The following is a 23831-nucleotide window of genomic DNA, read 5'->3' on the forward strand; positions in this document are numbered from 1 at the left end:
GATCGGCTTGTGACCTGTACGCGTAAAACCCTAGTTTAAATGCTATGCGCCTGCCGCATTCATTGCAAGGTCAAGCATGCCCCAGGCGCCATAGATAAGTGACTTCGCCGGACCGGGCGGCATGCAGCGGATCGTCGGCATTTCTGGACTTGGGGTGCTGGGGACGCGTTTCGAGCTTGCCCAACACCCGCAGGCCGGCCCGCGCGATGGCGTCGGGCAGGAAAGTCCTGTCGCGCAGCCCCAGGCGTTCAGCCAGGTCGGAAAGAATCAGCCAGGCCTCTCCGCCGGGCTCCAGATGGCTGGGAAGGCCTTGCAGGAAGCCCAGCAGCATGCGGTTGCCTGGATCGTATATGGCATGCTCGATGGGAGTCGTCGGCTTGGCGGGTATCCAGGGCGGATTGCACACGATCAAGGGGCTGCGGCCTGCGGGAAACAGGTCGGTTTCCTGAAGCTCGACCACGTGATCGAAGGAAAGGCGCTTCAGATTGTCCCGCGCGCAGTCGAGCGCGCGATCGGAGACATCTGTCGCGATGACTTTCCGTACGCCTCGCTGTGCCAGAATGGCGGCAATCACGCCGCTGCCGGTCCCGATATCGAACGCCAGGCGGTCCGAGGACAGGGGGGCGTCCCACAGCAGCGTCAGGTATTCCCCGCGCACGGGCGAGTACACCCCATGGGGAACGTGTATGTTGTGCTCCAGTCCCGGCACCGGTACCCCTTTCCGAAACCATTCATGGGCGCCGATGAAGCCCTGCAAGGCGCGCAAGGGAAGAAGGAAGGGGGCCGGGACGCTGCCCAGCGCGGACCGGCATGCCTCGGCGATGTCGGGGGCGCGGTTCAGGCCGAGCGTGAACTCGGACCCGGCTTCAACGAGCAGATGATTGAGAAGATCGCTGCGCTGGGCCTGTTTCATACGGTGGCGGTGAAAGGCTTCCGCCGTGCTGGCCGGATTCGCGGTGGGGGGAACGTCTTTTCCGCTTTTTCGGTCCGCCCGCCGGGCAAGAGCCAGCAGCAGTTGCCGTCCGTTATGGAAGTCGCCTCGCCACAGGATCGCGGTGCCTTGGCTTGCCAGCCGGTATGCCGCGTCGGCGCCGAGCGTGTCATCGGCGACGGCGATGCGTTTTGGCGGCTTGCCGAATTGTGGAAGCCAGTAGGCGCTGCGAGGACGGTCCGCTTCGGCCCAGTCGACCGTGACGGGTGGGGTAAGGGTAGGATGGATCATGGCGTGCGCTGGATAGGAAAAGCATTGTAAAGCAGCGAGCCCTTGATTTTATTTATAGGCAATGAGTATTTTAAGTATCTTATTTAGATTAAAGATACTTAAAATACTCATCATCTGGAATTCAGCTTGAAAATAAGATACTATTAATACTCATATCATAGAAAAAGAGTATTTTCATGAACAATATGCTGCGAGAACTGGAAACGGCAAGAAAGCATGCCGCGCTTACCCAGGAAGAGCTTGCGGCGCGCGCGGGCCTCAGCCGCATGACCATACAACGGCTGGAAAGCGGGAAGCTCGATCCCCGATTTTCCACGCTTCAGGAAATCGCACGCGTGCTGGGGCTGGAGATCATGCTGGTGCCGGCTTCACTGCGCAAAGAACTCGAGGGGTTCGTGCGTTCGGGAGGGCGGTTGCTGGGGCAGGCGCCGGGGGCCGACGCCCCGCCGTCCGTCGTCGATCTGCTTACCGGCGGGCGCGGCCCGGCTTCCGAAGGCTAGGGCCTGGCCATGAGCACATTCATCAAGTACCTGCGCATGTATATGCATTTGCCCACCGGGGAAAGAAGAGCCATTGGCTACCTCTCTCAATATGGGGACATTCTGCGCGCTTCCTTCGATACCGATTACATCAACGACCCGGGCAGGCCGCTGCTGTCCCTGGCGTTCCGGGCTGCCGATGAAGCGGGGACCCGTGAAATCCTGTCTTCTCCGCGCGACGCGCGCCTGGTCAGGAACGACGGGCGCTGGCCGGTTTACTTCCAGAATCTGCTGCCCGAGGGCCACAATCGCGAGCGCCTGGCCCAAGAGCGTCACTGCAGCCCGGATGACGAATTCGAGCTCTTGGCGGCGGCGGGCCACGATTTGATGGGAGCACTGGAAGTCGAGCCGGTGCCTGCGTCGGAGGGCGTGCCGGAGGTGGTGCGCCGCTGGCACACGGCCTTGGGGCTGGACGTGCTGGAACCGGGATTCGTCGAGTCGCCGGTCGAAGACGCCGCATCGATACCCGGCGTCGTGCAGAAGTTCTCCGCCGTGCGCGAGGGCAGGCGCTATGTGATACGGCGCAAAGGCGCGGCGGGGTCATTCATCTTGAAGCTGCCAACCAGCCGTCATCCGGACCTTGTGCAGAATGAATACACCTGCTACCAGTTATGCCGCGCCTTGGACCTGAATTGCGCGCAGGCCGAGATCATTTCCCGCCGGGATGCAGATCTGCCTTCGCACTTGCCGTTCGACCAGATGCTGGCCGTCCAGCGCTTCGACCGCGGTCCGGGCGGTTTGCGCGTGCACATGGAAGAATTCGCGCAGGTGCTGCAATACGAACCGCGCCACAAATATGGCCGTGGCATTCTTCACGACTATGGCGGCATGCTCCGTATTCTGGACGCCCTGTCCGGCACGCCGGTACCCGATCTCGAGGAGTTCATCGGGCGCTTCATCGCCTTCATTCTCTTGGGCAACACCGATGCGCACCTGAAAAACTGGGCACTGACCTATCCCGATGGCGTCACGCCGCAGCTTTCCCCCTTGTACGACCCAATCTGCGTGAGCGCCTTGTTCGAAAGCGTGCCCCCCGCCGATTACGCCGTCAATCGGTCCATAGACGCCAAGCTCAGGGCTTTCGGATGGGCGGATCTGGAAGCCCTGTGCCGATCCGCCGGGTTGTTGCGCCCCATGCGCTACGTGGCGCTGGCGCGCCGCCTGCTGCGCCGGGCCCAGGCCGAGTGGCCACGGCTGTTGAACGACGCGCCGCCCGCCGTGCGCGAATCCGTGCTGGAACGCTTGAATGGCGGGGTCGCGCTTGCCGCCTAATCGGCGCAAGCCTGGCGCACCGCATGTTCCCATTTTTGCATGAGCTCATCGGCCTGGCCGGCCGGCATGCCGGGCGTAAAGCGTCGCTCGATCCGCCATAGCGCGGACAGCTCTTCCTTGTCTTGATAGATGCCGTGATGCAGGCCGGCCAGATAAGCCGCGCCCAGCGCCGTCGTTTCGATCATGGTCGGACGCAGGACGGGGATGCCCAGGAGGTCCGCCTGAAACTGCATCAGCAGGTCATTCACGCAGGCCCCGCCGTCGACACGGAGCTCGGCCAGGGGTGCGGCGCCCGCGGCCACGGCATCGCGGCTCATGGCCTGTAGCAGTGCTGCGCTTTGGAACGCGATGCTTTCCAGCGCCGCGCGCGCGATATGCGCCATCGTGCTGCCTCGCGTAAGGCCGGTGATCGTTCCGCGGACATCAGGCTTCCAGTACGGTGCGCCCAGACCGGTAAATGCCGGCACCAGCATGACGCCGCCGGAGTCGGGCACCGATTGCGCGAGCGCTTCGACCTCGCTGCTTTTGTCGAAGGCGCCGAGCCCGTCGCGCAGCCACTGCACCACGGCGCCGGCGACGAAGACACTGCCTTCGAGCGCATATTCGGTTCGCCCGCTGGTCTGGGCCGCGCTGGTCGTGACCAGGCCATTGCGGGAGATCTGAAACTTTCCGCCGGTGTGCATCAGCATGAAGCATCCGGTTCCATACGTATTCTTGGCCATGCCTTCGGAGAAGCACGCCTGCCCGAACAAGGCGCTCTGCTGATCGCCTGCTACGCCGCATATCGGTATGGCACGGCCCAGCCATTCGGCGTCCACGTCGCCGTAATGCGCCGAGGAGGGAAGCACGTCGGGCATCAGGCCTGGCGGGATGTCCAGCAAGCCCATCAGCGCATCGTCCCAGGTGTTGCGATGCACGTCGAACAGCATGCTGCGCGACGCATTGCTGACGTCCGAAGCGTGGATGCGGCCCTTGGTCAATTGCCAGATCAGCCAGCTGTCTATCGTTCCGAACGCCAGCTCTCCTTTCTCGGCCAGCCGGCGCGCCTGCGGCGTGTTGTCCAGTATCCATTTCAGCTTGGTTCCTGAAAAGTAGGCATCCACGCGCAGGCCGGTTTTTTCAAGTATCTGGGTGTCGTGCCCTTGCTCGCGCAGCGCCGCGCACGTGGGTTCCGAGCGCCGGTCCTGCCACACGATGGCCCTGCATACCGGTTCACCGGTCTTGCGATTCCAGACCACCGTGGTCTCGCGCTGATTGGTGATGCCCACGCAGGCGATGTCCGACGCCTTCAGGCCGGCCTTGGCGATCGCATCGCGCGCGGTTTCCAATTGCGTGCGCCATATTTCCATGGGGTCGTGCTCGACCCAGCCCGGCTGGGGGTAATGCTGCGTGAGTTCCTTCTGTGCCAGAGCCGCAATATTTCCCTGTCGATCGAAGACAATGCTGCGTGAGCTGGAGGTTCCCTGGTCGAGCGCGAGTATGTAAGTCATGAGAGCATAGGTGGAAAAATGGACGTTCGAAGTGTAAGGGCAGTCAGCGCGCGCTACAAGCCGCATGGGCGAACCCAACCATTCCGTGCCGGCTGCTTTAAACTTACGGGGCCTCTTCTTTTTTCAGGTTGCCATCCATATGACTAGTCTCGTTCCACCTTTGACCACAGAGCGTTCTCGGCTCATCGCGACGCTGGCGGGATTGGATGCCGTCGACATGGTCGTCATCGGAGGAGGCGCCACCGGGCTGGGCGTGGCGCTGGATGCGGCTTTGCGCGGCCTGTCCGTTGTGCTTCTTGAATCGCATGACTTTGCCAAGGGAACCTCGTCGCGCGCAACCAAGCTGGTGCACGGCGGCGTCCGGTATCTGGCCCAAGGCAATATGGCGCTGGTGCGCGAAGCGCTTCACGAGCGCACGATACTGTTGCGCAATGCGCCGCATCTGGCCCGACCTCTGCCATTCGTCATGCCCGGCTACAAATGTTGGGAAACACCTTTTTATGGGGTGGGCCTGAAGGTCTACGATGCCTTGGCGGGCAAGGCTGGCCTAGGCAGCACCGAGTTCCTCGGGGCAACCCAGACCCGTCGCTGCATACCCGGCGTGCGCGCCCAGGGCCTGAAGGGCGGCGTCAAATATTGGGACGGGCAGTTCGACGATGCCCGGCTGGCGCTGGCGCTTGCCAGGACGGCCGCCGCGCAGGGCGCGCTGCTGATCAACTATTGTCCTGTCACCGGGCTGATCCACGACCAGCAAAAGGTGGCGGGCGTCCAGTGTCGCGACACGGAGACCGGCGCAGTCTATACGATCAAGGCGCGCTGCGTCGTCAATGCGACGGGAGTCTGGGTGGACGGCATCCGGCAAATGGACGGCGATGCCGGCGGCCGCGCGACGCAGGCGATGGTGGCGCCCAGCCAGGGGGTGCATCTGGTGGTGGACCGCGAGTTCTTTCCCGGCGAACATGCCTTGCTGGTGCCCAAGACGCAAGACGGACGCGTACTGTTTGCCGTGCCCTGGCTGGGCAAGGTCATATTGGGCACCACGGATACGCCTTCGGCTAACCTGGACCCCGAGCCGCAAGCCTTTGCGCAGGAAGTCGACTTCATTCTTGGCGAGGCCGCCAAGTATCTGGAACGCGCACCCGGGCGCCAGGATGTCCGCAGCATATGGGTGGGGCTGCGTCCCTTGGTGCGTCCGCCCGACAACGAGGGCGCCAGCACCAAGAAGATCAGTCGCGAGCACACCGTCCTGTCCAGCCCCAGCGGCTTGGTAACCGTTACCGGCGGCAAATGGACCACCTATCGCGCCATGGCCGAAGATGTTCTGGAAAAATGCGTCGAGGCGGGTTTGCTCGATCGCCTGCCGCCCTCCGAGACCGCCGGCTTCGCCTTGGTGGGCGGGCAGGGCGGCCAAGCGCGGTCCGCCATGGCGGCGGCGCCGGGACTGGAAGCCTACGGCAGCGAGGCGGCCTTTGTTCAGTCGCTTCCCGGAAGCGACGTGCTGCTGGCCGATGGGCTTACCGAAGCCATGCTGCGTTTTGCCGCGCGCCACGAATATGCGCGCAAGGTCGAGGACATGCTGGCCAGGCGCTCGCGCCTGTTGTTCCTGGATGCGCGGCTGGCAGAAGAGCTGGCCCCCCGTGTCGCGGAAATCATGCACGAGGAAACCGGCGTCGACCCCGGCCTGGAAGACTTTATCGCCCTGGCCCGCCGCTATCAGACCTTGCCCGGCTGAATCGTAATGGGGTCAGACCCACGGGTCTGACCCCATGCGGAGCCTGACCCCTTCGGGCCATGAGTTGGGGTCGGACCCCGTACGGGGTCCGACCCCTTTTCAAGAGTGGGGTCAGATCCCGCATGGGGTCTGACCCCCTTCACGAGCTGAACAGGGTTCGCGCCGATTCGAAGCGCTGGGCGAAGTAGGGATTATCCAGCGAATCGATGCGGACGCGCCCGCCGCTGGACGGGGCATTGATGAATTTTCCCTCGCCTATGTAGATGCCCATATGCGAATACGGACGATTCAGCGTATTGAAAAAAACGAAGTCGCCGGCCTTCAACTGGCGTTTCGATATCTTGCGGCTGAGCTGCGCAATTTGCGCGGTATTGTGTGGCAGGCTTTGACGCGCCGAGTGGTTGAACACATAGGCCACCAGTCCGCTGCAGTCGAAGCCTGAATGAGGATGGGAGCCGCCGTAGCGATAGTTCGATTCGAGGAGGCTCAGCGCCGTCAGGACGACATCGCCGCGCTGTTGCGGATGCACCGAGATGCTTCGGCCGACGAGGGCAGCGGAATCCCGTCGACCCCTGCTGGGGCCGGCGCATGCGGCAAGCATCGCGGCGAGTCCCGCCACCAGAAAGGAGCGGCGCGGCCGTGTGTTCTGGGTAACAGTCTGCATCATGCTTACATTATGGCGAGTTTTCCCCGCGGTTCAATATATTGATGCCGCCGGCAGTGTTGTTTATTGGCCGGGAACTGTAACTTTGCCTGAGAAAAGCTCTTATTTTATGTAACACAGCTTGGCTGTAATGTAATCAACTATGAATCTTTGATACCATTACGCCTAGTTTCATGCGATATCCGCATAGACACTAGGGGCAAAAAAACCAGCTGGCAAACGTTTTTTGCTGTGGATCAAAAGAGTTGTCATTTTTGCTCACTACAATTGGTTTTGCTTACTTAATTAACAAATTTTGTCGTTACATATACTTTCGTTTTTGTAACGCTAGTTCGATTTCTCAGGAGGGGCAAATGCCCGTCATAGATAACTCAGCATTAAGTGATATTCAAGAAGTCAATTTGTCATACTTGATGCTGGCGCAGCGCCTGTTGCGGGAAAACTACGCAGCGGGTATGTTCCGCCTCGGTCTGGATGCGGACGTTGCGGAAACGGTTATGCGCCTATCGCCTGCCCAATTGGTCAAGCTGGCTTCATCCAGCTCCTTGATCTGCAAGTTTCGACTCAACGACTACGATCTCCTGAGCACCCTTACGCAAGACGTCCTGGGCGGCGTGCTGCAGCAAGCACACTCCACCATCTTGCTGGCCCAGCAGCCTGTCCAGCAAAACGTCTGATTCGACGCGGGTATACAAGCATGGCAACCAAGAGCGTGGCGAAAGAAGCGGAAGAAATTCTGCTGGCCACCGAAATGATCCGTCTCGGAGCCCGCCTGCAGGTGCTGCAAGCGGAGACCAATCTCAGCTACGACCGCCTGGCCCGTTTATACAGGGAAATCAAGGGCTGCTCGCCACCCAAGGGCATGCTCCCGTTTTCGGTGGACTGGTTCATGACGTGGCTACCCAACATACATTCCAGCCTGTTCTACAGTGTCTACAAGTACATGGACACCTACACGCCGGCCAAGAAGGCCCATGCGCTGGTGCAGGCTTACCGCATGTACCTGGAACAGGCTTCCGCGGGCCGCCCCGACGATACGGACGACGAACCGGTGCTCAGCTTCACGAGGGCATGGATGCTGGTGCGCTTCTTCGACAGCAACATGCTGCAGTTGTCCAGCTGCACGCGTTGCAAAGGCGGCTTCGTCGCGCATGCCCACGACCCCCAGGGTGATTTCGTATGCGCCATTTGCAGGCCGCCTCCGCGTGCCGGCAAGACTCGCGCGCGCAAGACGGCAATGGGCAACCCCACGGCCGCGCTGCGAACCGCCCGCAAGGCAGCGGCCCAGCAGTCCGGCTCATTGACCGGCTGATGCGCCGCCGGCGGGCGCCGCCACGGAAACGCGCCGCCTCGGCATGCCGGGGCGGTTTTTTTTGCCTAGAGCGGGGATTTAGGCTCAAAAAGCCCCTTTGAATGGCGCTTTTGCGCACGTGAAAAAAGGGATCATATACGCCATGTGTTTAATGAAGGCCCATCCGTGTTTATTCTCGTCGGTTTCCTGATCGTATTTTTTTCGGTGTTCGGAAGCTTCATTGCTTTGGGCGGACACCTCGGGGCCTTGTATCAGCCCTTTGAATTCGTGCTGATCGGCGGCGCGGCGCTGGGCGCCTACATAGCGGCCAGCAGCGGCAAATCGGTCAAGTTGCTCGTCGATGCCTTGCCCGCCGTCGTCCGCAAAAGTCCTTACAGCAAAGAGCTGTACATGGAGCTCATGGCGCTGCTGTACGTATTGCTCAACAAAGCCAGGCGGGACGGCCTGATGTCCATCGAGACGGACATCGAAGAACCGGAGTCGAGCGCGATCTTTGCGGAATACCCGCGTATTCTGCGCGACAAGAAACTCATGGAGTTCCTGACGGATTACCTGCGCTTGATGGTCAGCGGCAACATGAGCCCCTATGAAATCGAAACCCTGATGGATCAGGAAATCGACACCCATCTGCATGAACTCAACATTCCTTGCCATGCATTGCGTGCCGTGGCCGACGGCTTGCCGGCCTTCGGGATCGTCGCGGCGGTGCTGGGTGTGATCAAGGCGCTGGCTTCCGTGGATCAGCCTCCCGCCATTCTTGCCGACCTGATTTCCAAAGCCATGGTGGGTACCTTCCTGGGCATCTTGCTGGCCTATGGCTTCGTCGCGCCCTTGGCGTCGGTGATCGAGCGCCGCTCGGTGGCGTCGGCCAAGGTGCTGGAATGCATCAAGGTGACGCTGCTGGCCAGCATGAACGGCTATCCGCCGCCACTAGCCGTCGAGTTCGGCCGCAAGGTGCTGTACTCATATGTGCGGCCCTCGTTCATGGAACTCGAAGACCACGTCCGCCAGACTCGCAATCCGGGCAAGAAAGCGTAAGGCTCCATGAAGAAGACGGAACCGCGCATCGTAACGCGCCGCAAGCGCAAGCATATCGAGCCTCATCACGGCGGCAGCTGGAAGATCGCGTACGCGGACTTCATGACCGCCATGATGGCGTTCTTTCTCGTGATGTGGCTGTTGTCGCTGGTCACCCCCAGGGATCTCCAGATCATCGCCGAATATTTCCGCATGCCCCTCATGACCGCCGTCACGGGCGGCATGAAGGACGACCGGAGCGCCAGCGTCATTCCCGCGGGGTCGCCCAGCATCATCCCGAATCCCATGCCGGTTCCTTCGCGAGGCGATACGCATACCGAAGGCGACATCCGAGATGTCCAGCGGCTGGAGCGCTTGCGCGAGGAACTCGACAACATGATAGAAACCGATCCGGTGCTGCAGCAGTTCCGGCCGCAGTTGCTGCTGGACATGACGCCCGACGGCTTGCGGATACAGATCGTGGACAAGCAGAATCGTCCCATGTTCGCGACCGGCAGCGCGCAGGTGCAGCCATACATGCGCAGCATCCTCCGGCAACTGGGGCCGGCGTTCAATCAATTGCCGAACAGCATCACCATTGCGGGACATACCGATTCCGCCCAGTACGCCACCGGGGAGCGTCACTACAGCAATTGGGAGTTGTCCGCGGACCGGGCCAACGCGGCGCGGCGCGAGCTGGTCGCGGGCGGACTGTCCGAAAACAGGATCAAGCGGATACTGGGCCTGGCGGACAGCGTCAGCCTTGTTAAAGATAACCCGGCCGCCGCCGTTAACAGACGCATCAGCATTGTTGTGCTGAATCGCCGTGCCGAGCAGCGTATCGACGACATGAACGCGTCCGCCGGCGCGGGCGCCAATATCACGGAGCTTCTGGCCCCGGTACCCGCGCCGATGTTGAACGTGCCTGGCATGCCGATCACGCCGGTACCTCCCCTTGAGCCCTGAAAAAGCCCATCCGGGGTTAGAATGCCGGGGGTAACGTGATGTAAACGGCTGTTACCGTTCGGTGGCGGCCTGGGCGCGGAGCACAGCAAATGACAGAGCTTTACAGTGAAAGGAAGCAAACATGAGCGCGGGCGTCGATCTGAGCCAGTTTTTCGAAACGTTTTTTGATGAGGCCGACGAGCTGTTGGCCGATATGGAGCAACAGCTGCTCGGCTTGGATCTCGATAACCCTGAACCCGATCAGCTCAATGCCATTTTCCGGGCGGCGCACTCCATCAAGGGCGGCGCCGGCACGTTCGGCTGTTTCGGCCAGTTGGCCGATACGACCCACCTGCTTGAAAACCTGCTGGACAGCATCCGCCGTGGCGAAATGGCGTTGCGTAAGGACATGATCGATCTCTTTTTGGAAACCAAAGATGTGTTGACAGCGCAAGTGGCGGCCTACCGCAATTCAGCAGAACCCGATGCTGGCGCCTACGAGCGGATCTGCGCCCAGTTGCGCCAACTGGCGCTAGAGCAGAAAGGCGCCGCGGCGGCTCCGCCGTCCATGCCGGCTCCGCCTGCGGCCGTCCAGGCGCCTCCCGTGCAGAAGGCGCCGGAACCTGCGCCGCAGCCGGCCGCGGTGTCCGCAGACACGGCAGGGCTGCCGCTCTGCGTGCGCCTGAGCAAACTCAGCGAAAAGGATGCCGAGGCCCTGGCCGCCGAGATGGCGCTGCTGGGCGATGTCGTCCATCAGGAAAAAGCGCAGGGCACGCTGGCCATCTGGCTGAATACCACGGCGTCGGTCGCCGATCTCGAAGCGGTCTGCTGCTTCATCGTCAACAGCGATCAGGTCCAGGTGCGTCCGGAGGCCTTGCCGGCTGCCGCGGCTCTCCCCGCCGCCGCGCCGCCAGTGGCAGCACCGCTCGCAACGTCGGCCGCCGCAACACAGGTTGCCGCAACACAAGGTGCCGGAGCACCGCCTGCGGCTGGCAAAGCCGCCGTGCCGCCTGCATCGCCGGCCGCAGCGGCCGTGCCTGCGCCCGTCAAGACTGAGAACAAGGCGCCCGCCAAAGCCGCGGCCTCATCCAGCAGCAACAGCAGCACCATTCGCGTGGGCGTCGAGAAAGTCGACCAGATCATCAACCTGGTCGGCGAGCTGGTCATCACCCAGGCCATGCTGGTCCAGACGGCCTCCACGCTCGATCCCGTGCTGCACGACCGATTGCTCAACGGCATCGAACAGCTCGAGCGCAATGCCCGTGACCTCCAGGAAGCGGTGATGTCGATCCGCATGATGCCCATGGACTACGTCTTCAGCCGTTTCCCACGCGTAGTCAGGGAAAGCGCGGCGAAGATGAACAAGCAGATCAAGCTCACCACCTATGGCCAGGCGACCGAGCTCGACAAGAGCCTGATCGAGCGCATCATCGATCCATTGACGCATCTGGTGCGCAACAGCATCGACCACGGCATCGAGGCGCCCGAGGTCCGCATCGCCGCAGGCAAGGGCGCCGAAGGCAATCTCACGCTTTCCGCGCAGCATCATGGCGGCCAGATCGTGATCGAAGTGTCCGACGACGGCGCCGGCCTGAGCCGCGAGCGCATCCTCAAGAAAGCCATGAGCCAAGGGCTGCCCGTCACGGAAAGCACCCCCGACGAAGAGCTCTGGCAGTACATCTTCGCGCCGGGGTTCTCGACGGCCGAGAAAGTCACCGATATTTCCGGGCGCGGAGTCGGCATGGACGTCGTGCGCAGGAACATCCAGGGCATGGGCGGGCACATCCAGCTTTCGTCCAGGGCAGGTCAGGGCACGACCACGCGCATCATCCTGCCCCTGACGCTGGCCATCCTGGATGGCATGTCGGTACGAGTAGGCGAGGAAACCTTCATTCTGCCGCTCAGCCACGTTACGGAATCCATGCAGCCGGAGCCGGAACAGGTTCGCCATATTTCGGAAACCGAAAGCGTGCTGCATGTGCGCGGCGAATATCTGCCCATCGTGGCCCTGCACAATGTATTCGATGTGCAAGGCGCCGAAACGGAGATCACCAAATCCATCGCGGTGATCCTGCAGGCGGAGGATGTCCGCTTCGCGCTGATGGTCGATCACCTCATCGGGCAGCACCAGGTGGTGGTCAAGAACCTTGAATCCAACTACAGGAAAATTCCAGGCGTTTCCGCCGCGACCATCCTTGGCGATGGCAGCGTTGCGCTGATCGTCGACGTCTTCGCCCTGCGGCGCGTCACGCGCGACAAGACGGTATAACGCCTTTTTGAAAGTTTCGGAGAACGCCATGACTACACAATTCGGATACAACGCCACCCAGGGCGACACGGCAGGACAGGAATACCTGGTATTTACGCTGGCGGCCCAGGAATACGGCATCGACATCCTCAAGGTCCAGGAAATTCGCGGCTACGACAGCCAGAGCGTCACACGGATCGCGAACGTGCCTTCATTCGTGAAGGGGGTGACCAACCTGCGCGGCATCATCGTTCCCATCGTCGACATGCGCATCAAGTTCAACCTCGAGAACGTGGAATACAACCACCAGACCGTGGTGGTGATCCTCAACCTGCAGTCGCGGGTCGTCGGCGTGGTGGTGGACGGTGTGTCCGACGTCCTCATGCTGCAGCCATCGCAGATCAGCGCGGCACCGCAATTCGGCACGGCGTTCTCGACGGAGTATCTCACCGGCATCGGCACGCTGGGCGAACGCATGCTGATTCTCGTCGATATCGAAAAACTGATGACCAGCGAAGAGATGGCGCTGGTGGAAAGCGCGGTGGTGTAGGGAAGGCCGGATCCGCATCCGCCGGCATGGACGAAACAACCTGAAGGGCATAGCAGTTATGGGCAAAAGTTCTTTACTGGCCAATCTCAAGATACGCACCAGCCTGATCCTGGTGCTCGTCTTCTTTCTGGCGATGCTGGTAGCTGGCGCGGCGCTCGGCGTGCTGTCCCTCAGGGCGAACAACCAGGCCCTAAACAGCATCGTATCCAATCAGCGCATGGGCGTCGGCCTGATGACAGCGCTCGACGGCTACAAGACCATCCAGGCCACGCTCGGACGCGCGGTGACCAGCTATGTCGTATTCGACGACCTGAATGCCGCCGCCATCGCCAATGCCTGGGGCGGCGAGGGGTCGGCCGGCAAAGGCGCAGTCAGCGAGGAATCGCGCGCGCTCATCGCCGAGGCCCGCGGCCTGTATGACCGGTCGCTGGCCGGCTTTGCCGATTTCCAGGCCCTGGTCAAAGACATGCCCGAGGGCGCCGATCGATATGAGCCCGTGGTGCGCAACTACCAGGCGCTCATGCAGCAGGGAGTGCAGCCGCTGTTCGGCTTGCTTTCCGATGGCCGCCTGAGCGACTACCATGCCTTCCTTGGCAATACCACCCAAAAACTCGAAAAAAGCCTGTATTCCTCGCTCAGCGGGCTGCGGGCGCACCAGCAGGAAGTCATCGACCAAATCTATCAGCGGGAAGGCAGCCAGTACGCACTGGTGATCAAGCTGGTTTCCGTCGCCATGCTGGCCTGCGTGCTGATCGCGCTCTTGACCTACATCTTCCTGGGACGGATGGTGTTGCGGCCCTTGCGCCAGGCGGGCGCCTATTTCGACCGCATCGCCAGCGGGGATCTCACCCAAAGAATCGATGTCAGCTCGCGCAATGAAATCGGCGTTCTGTACGAGGCGGTGCGCCGCATGCAGGACGGCCTTATTCGTACGGTGAGCGCGGTGCGCGAAGGCGTCGAGGAAATCAACCTGGGCGCGCGCGAAATCTTCGCCGGCAACAGCGACCTCAGCGGGCGCACGGAACAACAGGCGGCCGCGTTGCAGGAGACGGCCGCCAGCATGGAGCAGCTCTCCAGCACGGTGCGCCAGAACTCCGATAACGCGACAGAGGCCGACCGGCTCGCGAAAAGCGCGTCCGGAGTTGCCCAGCGCGGCGGCGCAGCCGTGACCGAAGTCGTCGGCACCATGCGCGAGATCTCCGACAGCTCCGGCAAGATGGTCGAAATAGTAGGGGTGATCGACGGAATCGCTTTCCAGACGAATATCCTGGCGCTCAACGCGGCGGTCGAGGCGGCGCGCGCAGGCGAGCAAGGCAAGGGTTTCGCGGTCGTGGCCGGCGAAGTGCGATCGCTGGCGCAGCGCAGCGCGCAGGCCGCCAAGGAAATCAAGCTTCTGATCGAAGAATCCCAGGTCAGAATCCAAGAAGGCGCGCGCCAAGTGGGCGATGCCGGCCAGATCATGAACGAGGTGGTCGGGTCGGTGCAGGGCGTGACCACCATCATGGCGGAAATCAACTCTGCTTCGCACGAGCAGTCCGAAGGCATCGAGCAAGTCAATCGGGCGGTCGCCGAAATGGACGGCGTGGTGCAGCAGAACGCCGCTCTGGTCGAAGAGGCGGCAGCGGCGGCGGGGTCTCTGCCGGAGCAGGCCGCGCGGCTTGCCGATGCGGTATCGGTGTTCAAGCTCAATGCCAGGGAAGTCATCGACGTGACGGCGACCCGCCTCCGGCAGGAAAGCCCGCCCCAGGCCGACGACGCTCACGGCCTCACACACAATTTTGGGGCGCTCGCACGCTCCTGATCTATGTCGATTACAGCAGACTCCATATTTACCATGCCTGATCTCCCCGAGATCGGGCATAACGATTTTGAGAAGGCCTCACGCATACTGCGCGCGCGCGCCGGCATCGTGCTGGGCGGACACAAGCGCGAGATGGCCGAACGCACGCTGGCCTTGAAAGCCCGCAGGTTGGGGCTGCAAAGCGTCAAGGAGTACCTAGACCATCTCGAGGCCAACAGCCAGTCCGAACACTGGGACGGATTCGTCAACGCCTTCACGATCAACCACACGGCGTTTTTCCGCGAGCAGCACCATTTCCCCATCCTGGCCGAATTCGCAAAGCGGCGGAAAAAGCCCTTCTCGGTGTGGTGCTGCGCCAGCTCGACCGGCGAAGAGCCTTATTCCATCGCCATCACGCTGCGCGAGGCCTGCACGGCGCCGGACACCGGCATATCCATATTTGCGACCGACATCGATACGCACGCCGTCGAGCGCGCGCGCGAGGGCATGTATTCGATGGAACGGGTCAAGCCGGTTCCCGAGGAATACCTGCACAGATATTTCCAGCGTGGCGCGGGCAGGCGGGCCGGCATGGTGCGGGTCAAGCCCGAACTGCGCGGGATGATTGAATTCGACGTGCTGAACCTGCTGTCGACCAACTGGCCGCCCAGCCAGAGCTTCGACGCCATTTTCTGCCGCAACACCATGATCTACTTCGACAAGGCGACCCAGACGCGTATTTTGGAACGCTTTGCGGGCGTCTTGAAACCAGGCGGCTTGCTGTTCGCGGGCCATTCCGAGAACTTCACCTACCTGACCAAAGCCTTTCGCTTGCTGGGGCAGACGGTGTACGAGGCAATCTAGTGTCCACGGAGCCTAGAGCCCGTCATTTATAGATTTACGCAATAATGAAAAAGATTCGTGTCCTGTGTGTCGATGATTCCGCTCTGGTCCGAGGCTTGATGACGGAGATCATCAACAGCCATCCGGATATGGAAGTGGTCGCGGCCGCTCCCGATCCTCTTGTCGCGCGCGAACTCATCAAGCAGCACAATCCCGATGTTCTCACGCTGGACGTCGAGATGCCCCGCATGGACGGACTGGACTTCCTGGAGCGCCTGATGCGGCTGCGCCCGATGCCCGTCGTCATGGTTTCTTCGCTCACCGAGCGCAATTCGGAAGTCACGCTGCGCGCGCTCGAACTGGGCGCCGTCGATTTCGTGACCAAGCCCAAGCTGGGCTTGCGTGACGGCCTGCTCGACTACAGCGAGCTCATCGCCGACAAGATACGCGCCGCCGCCCATTCGCGCCCGCGACAAGCCAGCCAGCCGCCAGGAACGCCGGCGCGCCGGCTGGTGCAGCATTTTTCCACGACCGAGAAGCTGGTCATGATCGGCGCGTCCACGGGCGGTACCGAGGCCATTCGCCAAGTGCTCGAGCCCTTGCCCGCCAACAGCCCTGCCATTATGATCACGCAGCACATGCCGGCCGGTTTCACGCGTTCCTTCGTGCAGCGGCTGGACAACCTGTGCGCCATGCAGGTCCACGAGGCGGAAGACGGCCAGCGGGTGCTGCCCGGCCATGTGTACCTGGCGCCGGGCGGCGTGGCCCACATGAAGCTTGCCCGGTCCGGTGCGAATTACGTCGTCAAGCTGGATCACAGCGAGCCCGTCAACCGGCACAGGCCTTCCGTCGACGTCCTGTTTCATTCGGCGGCCGAGGTGGCGGGAAAGAATGCCATCGGAGTCATCCTGACGGGCATGGGCAAGGATGGCGCGCAAGGCTTGCTGGCCATGAAGGAAGCGGGCGCGGTAACGTTCGCCCAGGACGAGGCCAGTTGCGTCGTGTTCGGCATGCCGCGCGAAGCGTTGCACATAGGCGCCGCGGATGCCGCGGTGCCCTTATCGGAAATCAGCGAACGGATTCTGGCGAGTGCCGGGTCTTATGGCCATCGGGTCTGACGTCCCTGCGGACTCTTGGCCGATTAATTATTTGGAGAATGTTAAGTGGTACAGAAAACCATGAAGATCCTGGTTGTTGATGATTTTCCGACCATGCGCCGGATCATCAAGAACTTGCTGAAGGATTTGGGCTTCGAGAACGTGGATGAGGCCGAAGACGGCGCCATGGGTCTCGAAAAGCTGCGCAACGGCAACTTCGACTTTGTCGTCTCCGACTGGAACATGCCCAACATGGACGGCCTCGATATGCTCAAGCATATCCGCGCCGATCCCAACATGAGCAAGCTTCCGGTACTGATGGTGACCGCCGAAGCCAAGAAAGAAAACATCATTGCCGCGGCCCAGGCCGGCGCCAACGGCTACGTGGTCAAGCCGTTCACCGCGGCGACGCTCGAAGAAAAGCTGAACAAGATCTTCGAAAAGATCGGTTCGTAAGGAGAACGCGATGGAAGCGCCCGAGAACAGTCCGCCCCCGAATTTTCCCGAGGACCAGCCCGTCGACCTGATCCACCGCATTGCGTCGCTGACCCGCATGCTGCGCCAAAGCATGCGCGAACTCGGACTCGACCAGGCGATCAAGGATGCCGCGCACGCCATACCGGATGCGCGCGACCGCCTGCACTACGTGGCGCGCATGACCGAGCAGGCCGCGAATCGCGTGCTGAATGCCGCGGAGCAGACGCAGCCCTTGCAGGACAGCATGATCCGAGACGCCAAGGCGCTCGACCAGCGGTGGCAGCAATGGTTCGACCATCCGGTCGAACTGGCAGACGCCAGGGAACTGGTCGACGACACGCGCGCGCTGCTCAAGGATATCCCCGCCAAGGCGCAGGCATCCCAGAACAACCTGCTCGACATCATCATGGCGCAGGACTTCCAGGACTTGACCGGCCAGGTCATCATGAAGATGCTGGGCGTGGTGTCTGCCATCGAGACTGAACTGGTGCAAGTGCTGATCGACAACGTGCCCCAAGAGCGCCGCGAAGAAGCGGAGTCCTTGCTGAACGGCCCCGAGGTCAATCCTGAAGGCAAGGTCGACGTCGTGACCAGCCAGGACCAGGTCGACGACCTGCTGGCCAGCCTGGGCTTCTAGGGCCGCAATCGTTCTGATGCCTGAGGTCAGACCCCTTCCCATGCCTGGGGTCAGACCCCGTACGGGGTCTGACCCCTCGATGTGAAGGGGGGCCAACGCCTGGGGTCAGACCCCATGCGGGGTCTGACCCCTCGATGAACGGTTCCTCAAACGCGCACCTGGGGTCAGACCCATTTGGGGTCTGACCCCGCCCCGCCGAATTGAGCGCTTTTCTCCGCATAGCTCCGCCCATTCACCGCTCAGGCGGTCGATTAGAATCTGCCTGGATCATTGTGACCAGTCACTTTTTGGGCATTGAATGGCAGAGGACAGCGACCTCGAGAAAACCGAACCGGCCTCACCCCGGCGCCTGGAGAAGGCGCGCGAGGAAGGGCAGGTTGCGCGTTCGCGCGAGCTGAATACTTTTCTTTTGCTGGCCACCGGCGTCGCCGTGTTGTGGATAGGCGGGGCGGGCATGTACCAGCGCCTCACCGATATCCTGCGTGCGGGGCTATGGTTCGATGTGCGCGTGGGGCACGATGCCAAGGTCATGCTCGACGTCGCGGCCGGTTCCGCGACCCAGGCCTTGTTCATGCTCCTGCCGATGTTCGGACTGCTGACGGTCATGGCCGTGCTGGCGTCGGTGCTGCTCGGCGGCCTGCTGCTGTCGGCCAAGGCGCTGGCACCGAAATTCGAACGGCTCAATCCACTGAAAGGCGTCGCCCGCATGTTTTCCGCGCAGACCCTGGTCGAGCTGCTGAAGACGCTGGTCAAGGCGGCCGTGGTGGGCGGCGTGGCCGTCATGGTCATCACCCGGCATATCGACCAGATGATCTCGCTGATGCATGCGTCTCCGACCGAGGCGCTGGCCGCGGGCATCGGCCTGGTCGCCTTGTGCTGCGCCCTGATCGTGAGCGGACTGATCGTGATCGTGCTGATCGACGCCCCTTGGCAGCTGTTCAGCCATTTCAAGAAGCTGCGCATGTCGCGGCAGGACGTGAAGCAGGAAAACAAGGAAAGCGACGGCGATCCGCACGTGAAAGGGCGGATCCGGCAGCAGCAAAGGGCGATGGCGCGGCGCCGGATGATGGCCGAGGTCCCCAAGGCGGACGTGATCGTCACCAACCCCACCCACTATTCGGTGGCGCTGTCGTACAAGGAAGGGCAGCAGGGCGCGCCGATGGTCGTTGCGAAAGGCTCCGGCCTGACGGCGGCCCGCATACGCGGCGTGGGCGAAGAGCACAAGGTACCCATCCTGAGCGCGCCACCCCTGGCCCGGGCGCTCTATCACAACGTCGAGATCGGCCAGGAGATCCCGGCCGTGCTGTACTCGGCCGTTGCCGAAGTGCTGGCCTGGGTGTTCCAGCTGCGCAACTGGAACATGGGTACGGGCGCCGAGCCACGGCGTCCCGAGCAGTTGGTCATTCCACCGGGGCTGGACCCTGAAAGCAAGGAAAAGGTTGCGGTAAACGCATCATGAACAGTTTTTTAGCCATACTCAAAGACAGCGGTTCCGCGCATGCGCGCCTGATGGCGGGCCCGGTGCTGATCCTCATGGTACTTGCCATGATGATCCTGCCGCTGCCGCCCTTCATCCTGGACCTGCTGTTCACCTTCAATATCTCGTTGTCGGTGATGATATTGCTGGTTGCGATGTTCACCAAGAAGCCGCTGGACTTCGCCGCTTTCCCGGCCGTCCTGCTGTTTGCCACGCTGCTCCGGCTGGCCCTGAACGTGGCTTCGACCCGCGTCGTGCTCATGAATGGACACAAGGGCCCGGACGCCGCCGGACAGGTCATCGAGGCCTTCGGGCACTTTCTGGTGGGCGGAAACTTCGCCGTCGGGATCGTGGTGTTCGTGATCCTGGTCATCATCAACTTCGTCGTGATCACCAAGGGTGCGGGGCGTATCGCCGAAGTCGGCGCGCGGTTCACGCTGGACGCGATGCCGGGCAAACAGATGGCGATCGACGCCGACTTGAACGCCGGGCTGATCGGCGAAGACGAAGCCAGGCGCCGCCGTACGGAAGTCAGTCAGGAGGCCGAGTTCTACGGCTCCATGGACGGCGCCAGTAAATTCGTGCGGGGCGACGCGGTCGCCGGCCTGCTCATCATGGTCATCAACGTCGTCGGCGGCCTTATCATCGGCGTGGCGCAGCACGACCTCAGCTTTGGCGAAGCGGGCCGCGTCTATACCTTGCTGACCATCGGCGACGGCCTGGTCGCCCAGATTCCCGCGCTGGTGATTTCCACGGCGGCGGGCGTGGTGGTGTCGCGCGTGGCCACGGACCAGGACGTGGGCCAGCAGATGGTCAGCCAGCTGTTTGCCAATCCGAATGTGCTGTTCATCACGGCGGGCATCATGACCGCCATGGGCTTGATTCCAGGCATGCCGCACGTGGCCTTCCTGTTGCTGGCTGCTGCAATGGCGACCGGCGGCTGGTACATGCATAAGCGTCAGGTGGCGGAGCGTGCCAAGCTGGTGGAAGAGCCGCAGAAAGTGCAGGCGGCCGTCGAGGCGGCCGCCGCCGAGGCGAGCTGGGATGACGTGTCGCTGGTGGATCCGCTGGGACTCGAGGTGGGCTATCGCCTGATATCCCTGGTCGACCATGCGCAGAATGGCGAACTCCTGCATCGCATCCGCAGCCTGCGCAAGAAATTCGCCCAGGATGTCGGCTTCCTGCCGCCCGTCGTCCATATACGCGACAACCTCGAGCTCAAGCCCAACGATTACCGCATCCTGTTGTCGGGCGTGGAAGTGGGGCGCGGTTCGGCCACGCCCGGCCAGTGGCTCGCCATCGATCCGGGCGGCGTGACCATGAAGCTCCCCGGCACGCCCACCACCGATCCGGCTTTTGGCCTGCCTGCCGTCTGGGTCGATGTCGGTCTGCGCGAACAGGCGCAGATTGCCGGCTACACCGTCGTGGATGCAGGCACCGTCATCGCCACTCACTTGAACCATCTGATGCATCGTTACGGGGCGCAATTGCTTGGACGCCAGGAGGTCCAGCAATTGCTCGACCATATCGGCCGCGAAGCGCCCAAACTGGTCGAAGACCTGGTGCCCAAGACCGTCAGCCTGACGCTGCTACAGAAGCTGTTGCGAGGCCTGCTGGACGAAGAAGTGCCGATACGCGACGCGCGCACCATCATCGAAACGCTGGCGGAGCACGCGCCAAGGCTGGCCGCGCTCAACCCGAACGGCACCGGGCCGGATGCGGGCGAGTTGCTGGCGCTCACCCGGGCCGCGCTTGGCCGGGCCATCACGCAGCAGTGGTTCCCGGGCGAGGGTGAACTGCGGGTCATCGGCCTGGATCCCCGCCTGGAACGGGTGCTGACGCAGGCGCTGACCACCAGCGGCGCCCTGGAGCCAGGCCTGGCTGAAAGCGTGCTGACAGAAGCGGATCGCGCGGTACAATCCCAGGAGAACAATGGCGATGCGGCGGTGCTGGTGGTTCCACCGGTCCTGCGCCCATCGCTGTCACGATTTCTGCGGCATCATTTCCCGCAGCTGGGCGTGCTCTCCAGTGTTGAAATCCCCGATGAACGTGTCCTGCGGATTACCGCGGTGATAGGTGGTAGCGCAGCGTGAACATAAGTCGTTTCTTCGGCAGCACCAATCGCGAAGCATTGCGGCAGGTGCGCCTGGCTCTTGGGCCTGATGCCCTCATCGTATCGAATCGCCGTGTCAATGGTGGCGTGGAGATCCTCGCCACCGATCCAACGTCGGCCGCGGCGGCGCAGCAGGCTCAGGGCCAGGCGCAGGCACAGGCCCCGGCGGGCGCCGCGGACCTGCCGCCATCCGTCCTCTCGGACAAGGCTCAGCCGGTCGACGTCATGAGCGCCATCGGCGACATGCGCGGCGCGCTCGAAAGCCGCATCGACGAATTGCTCTGGGGCAACCAACTGAGGCGGGCGCCGCAAGCCGTGACACTGTTCCAGACTCTGTTGGGATTCGGTTTCAGCACGGCGCTGCTGCGGGCCATGCTCAAGCGCCTGCCTGAACAGTTGTCCGCCAAGGCGGCCTTCCAGTGGGCGCGCAATGAGCTGGTCCGCCACTTGCCGGTCCTGAGCAGCGAAGACGATCTCTGGCAGCCCGGCCTGGCCCTGGCGCTGGTGGGCCCCACCGGCGTGGGCAAGACCACGACCATCGCCAAGCTGGCGGCGCGCTGCGTGCGTCGGTCCGGTCCGGGCGGCCTGGTTCTCGTCACGACCGACACCTATCGGATCGGCGCCCACGAGCAACTCAAGATATACGGGCAAATGCTCCGCGTGCCGGTACACGTCGTCCAGAACGTGAATGAACTGCGCCAGGTCATGCAGACGGTCAGGCCCGACCAGACCCTGCTGATCGACAACGTGGGCATCAGCCAGCGAGATCGCTACGTGGGCGAGCAGGCAGCCATGCTGGCAGGGGCGGGCCGGCCGATTACCCGATTGCTGGTGCTCAATGCCTCCAGCCATGGGGATACGCTCGATGAAGTCGCCCGCAACTATGCCAATGATGGCGGCACGCCGCTGAAAGGCTGCATCATCACCAAGGCCGACGAAGCGAGCCGCCTGGGCGCCGCACTGGATACCGCGCTGCGCTACAAGCTGCCCATTCATTATGTCTCGACGGGGCAGAAGGTTCCCGAAGACCTGCATTTCCTGCACGCTGCCGAGCTGGTCGACCAGGCGCTCGTGCACAGCCATCACGTCAAGGCGTTGTACGCGCCCACCGAAGCCGATCTGGCCGCGCTCATGTCGATCAGCAAACCGTCCGGCGAGCAGGCCGAGGCGGCGTTGGCCGAGACGCGCCGCAAGCATCTTCTGCCGCGGCTGCTTTCCATGGCCGGTGAAATGGGTTCGGAACTGTCCATGGCCGACATCGCGTCGGCGTGCGCGTACATCGACGACTGCGCCGCCGTCTCCGAGGCCTACGACCTGTGGCGTGGCGAGACTTCCGAACGAGCGGATCCCGCGCCGCTGGACAGCTATGTCCGGCACATGATGCGGGTCGCCCAGAACGAAATGTCGGCGGGCGGCTTTCCCTTGCTGCTGGCCCTTCATGACCAGATTTCCCTGGCGCCGTCCGACGGCGAACGCATGCAGCTCAGGACAACGATGCTCTTCGGCGACAAAGGCCAGGCCTTGGCCACGCCCATGCAGCAGCTCGCATCCGGGCAGGGCTGGTTGTCGTCCAGCGGCGACAGCGCCCAATCTGCGCCGTCCGCGGCCGACGCCTTGCTTCACCAGATCGAATGGCTGACCGACGGACACGCGGGCCTGCCGGTCCTGCATGTGTTCGATGGCGGGACTCAGGCGGTGTGGCGCCGTGTCCATGGCCTGGACGGGCGGTGGCTGGCGGTGTGCGCTCCGACCACACGGGTCGAAGCGGACGGCAGTGCAAGCACGGCCCGCGCGGTTGCCAAGACACTGCGGCACAGCCTGATCGGAGACGACGCCAAGCTCCCGCAGTTTGCCGAGATCGCAGGCCAGCCTGGAAGCAATATCGCGCTTTGGGTCGCTTCGGAAGCAGTCCGATTGACCGCCCGGCAGAGCCCGGACCTGGACGTATGCCTGGTGTCCCTGCGCCTCGTTGACCGGGCAACCGGGTCCGTCATCAAGTCTTTGCTGGGTATCGGCAACGCGCCCGCTGCCGGCACGGACATCGAAACACTGGCGCGCGCGCTGCTGCTCAAGTCGGAAGTGAAACAGGCCATGCGCTTCAGCGCCCGCATCTGGCAGATGCTGCCCCGGCGTGGCGATGCCCAGGCCGCTCAGAAGAAAGCACTGGTGGCGATGCAGTCCGGCCTTGCCGCTTGGGAGCTCAAGCAGTCGCCCGACGCCGCGCTCGCCCGCAGGGTGGGGGGCGACCTGATCTCGAAACCCGGCTTGCCGGGCCTGAGCCCGACCCAGGCCTTGTACAAATTGTTCGCCTTGAAAGAACTGTGGGGTCAGACCCCGAATGGGGTCTGACCCCTTAACCGCTGCACAGCGTCAGACCCTGCAAGGGTCTGACCCTTTAACCGTTGATCAGGGACAG

Annotated in this window: 20 protein-coding genes; 17 read left to right on the top strand and 3 right to left on the bottom strand. The window is 62.6% G+C overall.

The annotated features are described in order from the left end of the window. Positions 1-70: 70 nt before the first annotated feature. Positions 71-1222 carry a methyltransferase gene (locus ACSBPU_RS08160; RefSeq protein ID WP_442597117.1) on the bottom strand — a complete coding sequence of 384 codons (1152 nt, stop codon included), beginning with the start codon at positions 1220-1222 and terminating at the stop codon, positions 71-73. Positions 1223-1398: 176 nt separating this feature from the next. On the opposite strand from ACSBPU_RS08160, the gene ACSBPU_RS08165 reads away from it, so the two are divergent. Continuing rightward, entirely contained in the window at positions 1399-1722 is a 324-nt protein-coding gene (locus ACSBPU_RS08165; protein WP_180067392.1) for a helix-turn-helix domain-containing protein, read from the top strand. A 9-nt stretch (positions 1723-1731) separates the two neighbouring features. Then, positions 1732-3033, top strand: coding sequence for a type II toxin-antitoxin system HipA family toxin (locus ACSBPU_RS08170; protein ID WP_442597119.1), 1302 nt, complete (start codon positions 1732-1734; stop codon positions 3031-3033). Here ACSBPU_RS08170 and glpK read toward each other — a convergent pair. Then, a complete protein-coding gene (gene glpK / locus ACSBPU_RS08175) occupies positions 3030-4523 on the bottom strand; it encodes a glycerol kinase GlpK (RefSeq protein WP_442597121.1) in 1494 nt (497 codons plus the stop codon). The genes ACSBPU_RS08170 and glpK overlap by 4 nt on opposite strands. Before the next feature lie 139 nt (positions 4524-4662). Here glpK and ACSBPU_RS08180 point away from each other — a divergent pair, with 139 nt between their 5' ends. Then, positions 4663-6255, top strand: coding sequence for an FAD-dependent oxidoreductase (locus tag ACSBPU_RS08180; RefSeq protein ID WP_442597124.1), 1593 nt, complete (start codon positions 4663-4665; stop codon positions 6253-6255). Between the two features lie 139 nt (positions 6256-6394). Here ACSBPU_RS08180 and ACSBPU_RS08185 read toward each other — a convergent pair whose 3' ends face one another. After that, positions 6395-6922 (bottom strand): C40 family peptidase, encoded by a 528-nt coding sequence (locus ACSBPU_RS08185; RefSeq protein ID WP_442597126.1) that lies wholly within the window; start codon positions 6920-6922, stop codon positions 6395-6397. Positions 6923-7272: 350 nt separating this feature from the next. On the opposite strand from ACSBPU_RS08185, the gene flhD reads away from it, so the two are divergent. The 14 genes from flhD to flhF all read left to right on the top strand — a co-directional run bounded on the left by flhD (position 7273) and on the right by flhF (position 23764). Next, on the top strand, positions 7273-7596 hold the full coding sequence (flhD, locus tag ACSBPU_RS08190) for a flagellar transcriptional regulator FlhD (RefSeq protein ID WP_442597128.1): 324 nt from the start codon (positions 7273-7275) through the stop codon (positions 7594-7596). A gap of 20 nt (positions 7597-7616) precedes the next feature. After that, positions 7617-8231, top strand: coding sequence for a flagellar transcriptional regulator FlhC (flhC, locus tag ACSBPU_RS08195; RefSeq protein WP_180067387.1), 615 nt, complete (start codon positions 7617-7619; stop codon positions 8229-8231). A 165-nt stretch (positions 8232-8396) separates the two neighbouring features. Beyond that, the gene (gene motA, locus ACSBPU_RS08200) at positions 8397-9269 is read left to right on the top strand and encodes a flagellar motor stator protein MotA (RefSeq protein WP_442597130.1); all 873 of its coding nucleotides are present in this window, start codon (positions 8397-8399) and stop codon (positions 9267-9269) included. 6 nt (positions 9270-9275) lie between these two features. Continuing rightward, entirely contained in the window at positions 9276-10214 is a 939-nt protein-coding gene (motB, locus tag ACSBPU_RS08205; RefSeq protein WP_180067385.1) for a flagellar motor protein MotB, read from the top strand. Between the two features lie 121 nt (positions 10215-10335). Then, complete coding sequence (gene cheA, locus ACSBPU_RS08210) at positions 10336-12462, top strand: chemotaxis protein CheA (protein ID WP_442597132.1); 2127 nt, start codon at positions 10336-10338, stop codon at positions 12460-12462. A 28-nt stretch (positions 12463-12490) separates the two neighbouring features. Beyond that, the gene (locus ACSBPU_RS08215) at positions 12491-12991 is read left to right on the top strand and encodes a chemotaxis protein CheW (RefSeq protein ID WP_180067383.1); all 501 of its coding nucleotides are present in this window, start codon (positions 12491-12493) and stop codon (positions 12989-12991) included. Between the two features lie 58 nt (positions 12992-13049). Continuing rightward, positions 13050-14792 (top strand): methyl-accepting chemotaxis protein, encoded by a 1743-nt coding sequence (locus ACSBPU_RS08220; protein WP_442597134.1) that lies wholly within the window; start codon positions 13050-13052, stop codon positions 14790-14792. A 33-nt stretch (positions 14793-14825) separates the two neighbouring features. Further along, the gene (locus tag ACSBPU_RS08225) at positions 14826-15635 is read left to right on the top strand and encodes a CheR family methyltransferase (RefSeq protein WP_442597136.1); all 810 of its coding nucleotides are present in this window, start codon (positions 14826-14828) and stop codon (positions 15633-15635) included. A gap of 44 nt (positions 15636-15679) precedes the next feature. Further along, entirely contained in the window at positions 15680-16732 is a 1053-nt protein-coding gene (locus tag ACSBPU_RS08230; protein WP_442597138.1) for a protein-glutamate methylesterase/protein-glutamine glutaminase, read from the top strand. 45 nt (positions 16733-16777) lie between these two features. Beyond that, complete coding sequence (gene cheY, locus ACSBPU_RS08235; protein WP_180067379.1) at positions 16778-17167, top strand: chemotaxis response regulator CheY; 390 nt, start codon at positions 16778-16780, stop codon at positions 17165-17167. Between the two features lie 10 nt (positions 17168-17177). Next, a complete protein-coding gene (gene cheZ / locus ACSBPU_RS08240; RefSeq protein WP_442597140.1) occupies positions 17178-17825 on the top strand; it encodes a protein phosphatase CheZ in 648 nt (215 codons plus the stop codon). A gap of 298 nt (positions 17826-18123) precedes the next feature. After that, the gene (flhB, locus tag ACSBPU_RS08245) at positions 18124-19284 is read left to right on the top strand and encodes a flagellar biosynthesis protein FlhB (protein WP_442597142.1); all 1161 of its coding nucleotides are present in this window, start codon (positions 18124-18126) and stop codon (positions 19282-19284) included. After that, on the top strand, positions 19281-21395 hold the full coding sequence (gene flhA / locus ACSBPU_RS08250) for a flagellar biosynthesis protein FlhA (RefSeq protein ID WP_442597144.1): 2115 nt from the start codon (positions 19281-19283) through the stop codon (positions 21393-21395). Before flhB ends, flhA begins: the two co-directional genes overlap by 4 nt. Next, positions 21392-23764 (top strand): flagellar biosynthesis protein FlhF, encoded by a 2373-nt coding sequence (flhF, locus tag ACSBPU_RS08255; protein WP_442597146.1) that lies wholly within the window; start codon positions 21392-21394, stop codon positions 23762-23764. The genes flhA and flhF overlap by 4 nt, the downstream gene beginning before the upstream one ends. Positions 23765-23831 lie beyond the last annotated feature (67 nt).

This window comes from Parapusillimonas sp. JC17 (assembly GCF_052180245.1).
In the GTDB taxonomy this organism is placed as follows: Bacteria; Pseudomonadota; Gammaproteobacteria; order Burkholderiales; family Burkholderiaceae_B; genus Parapusillimonas.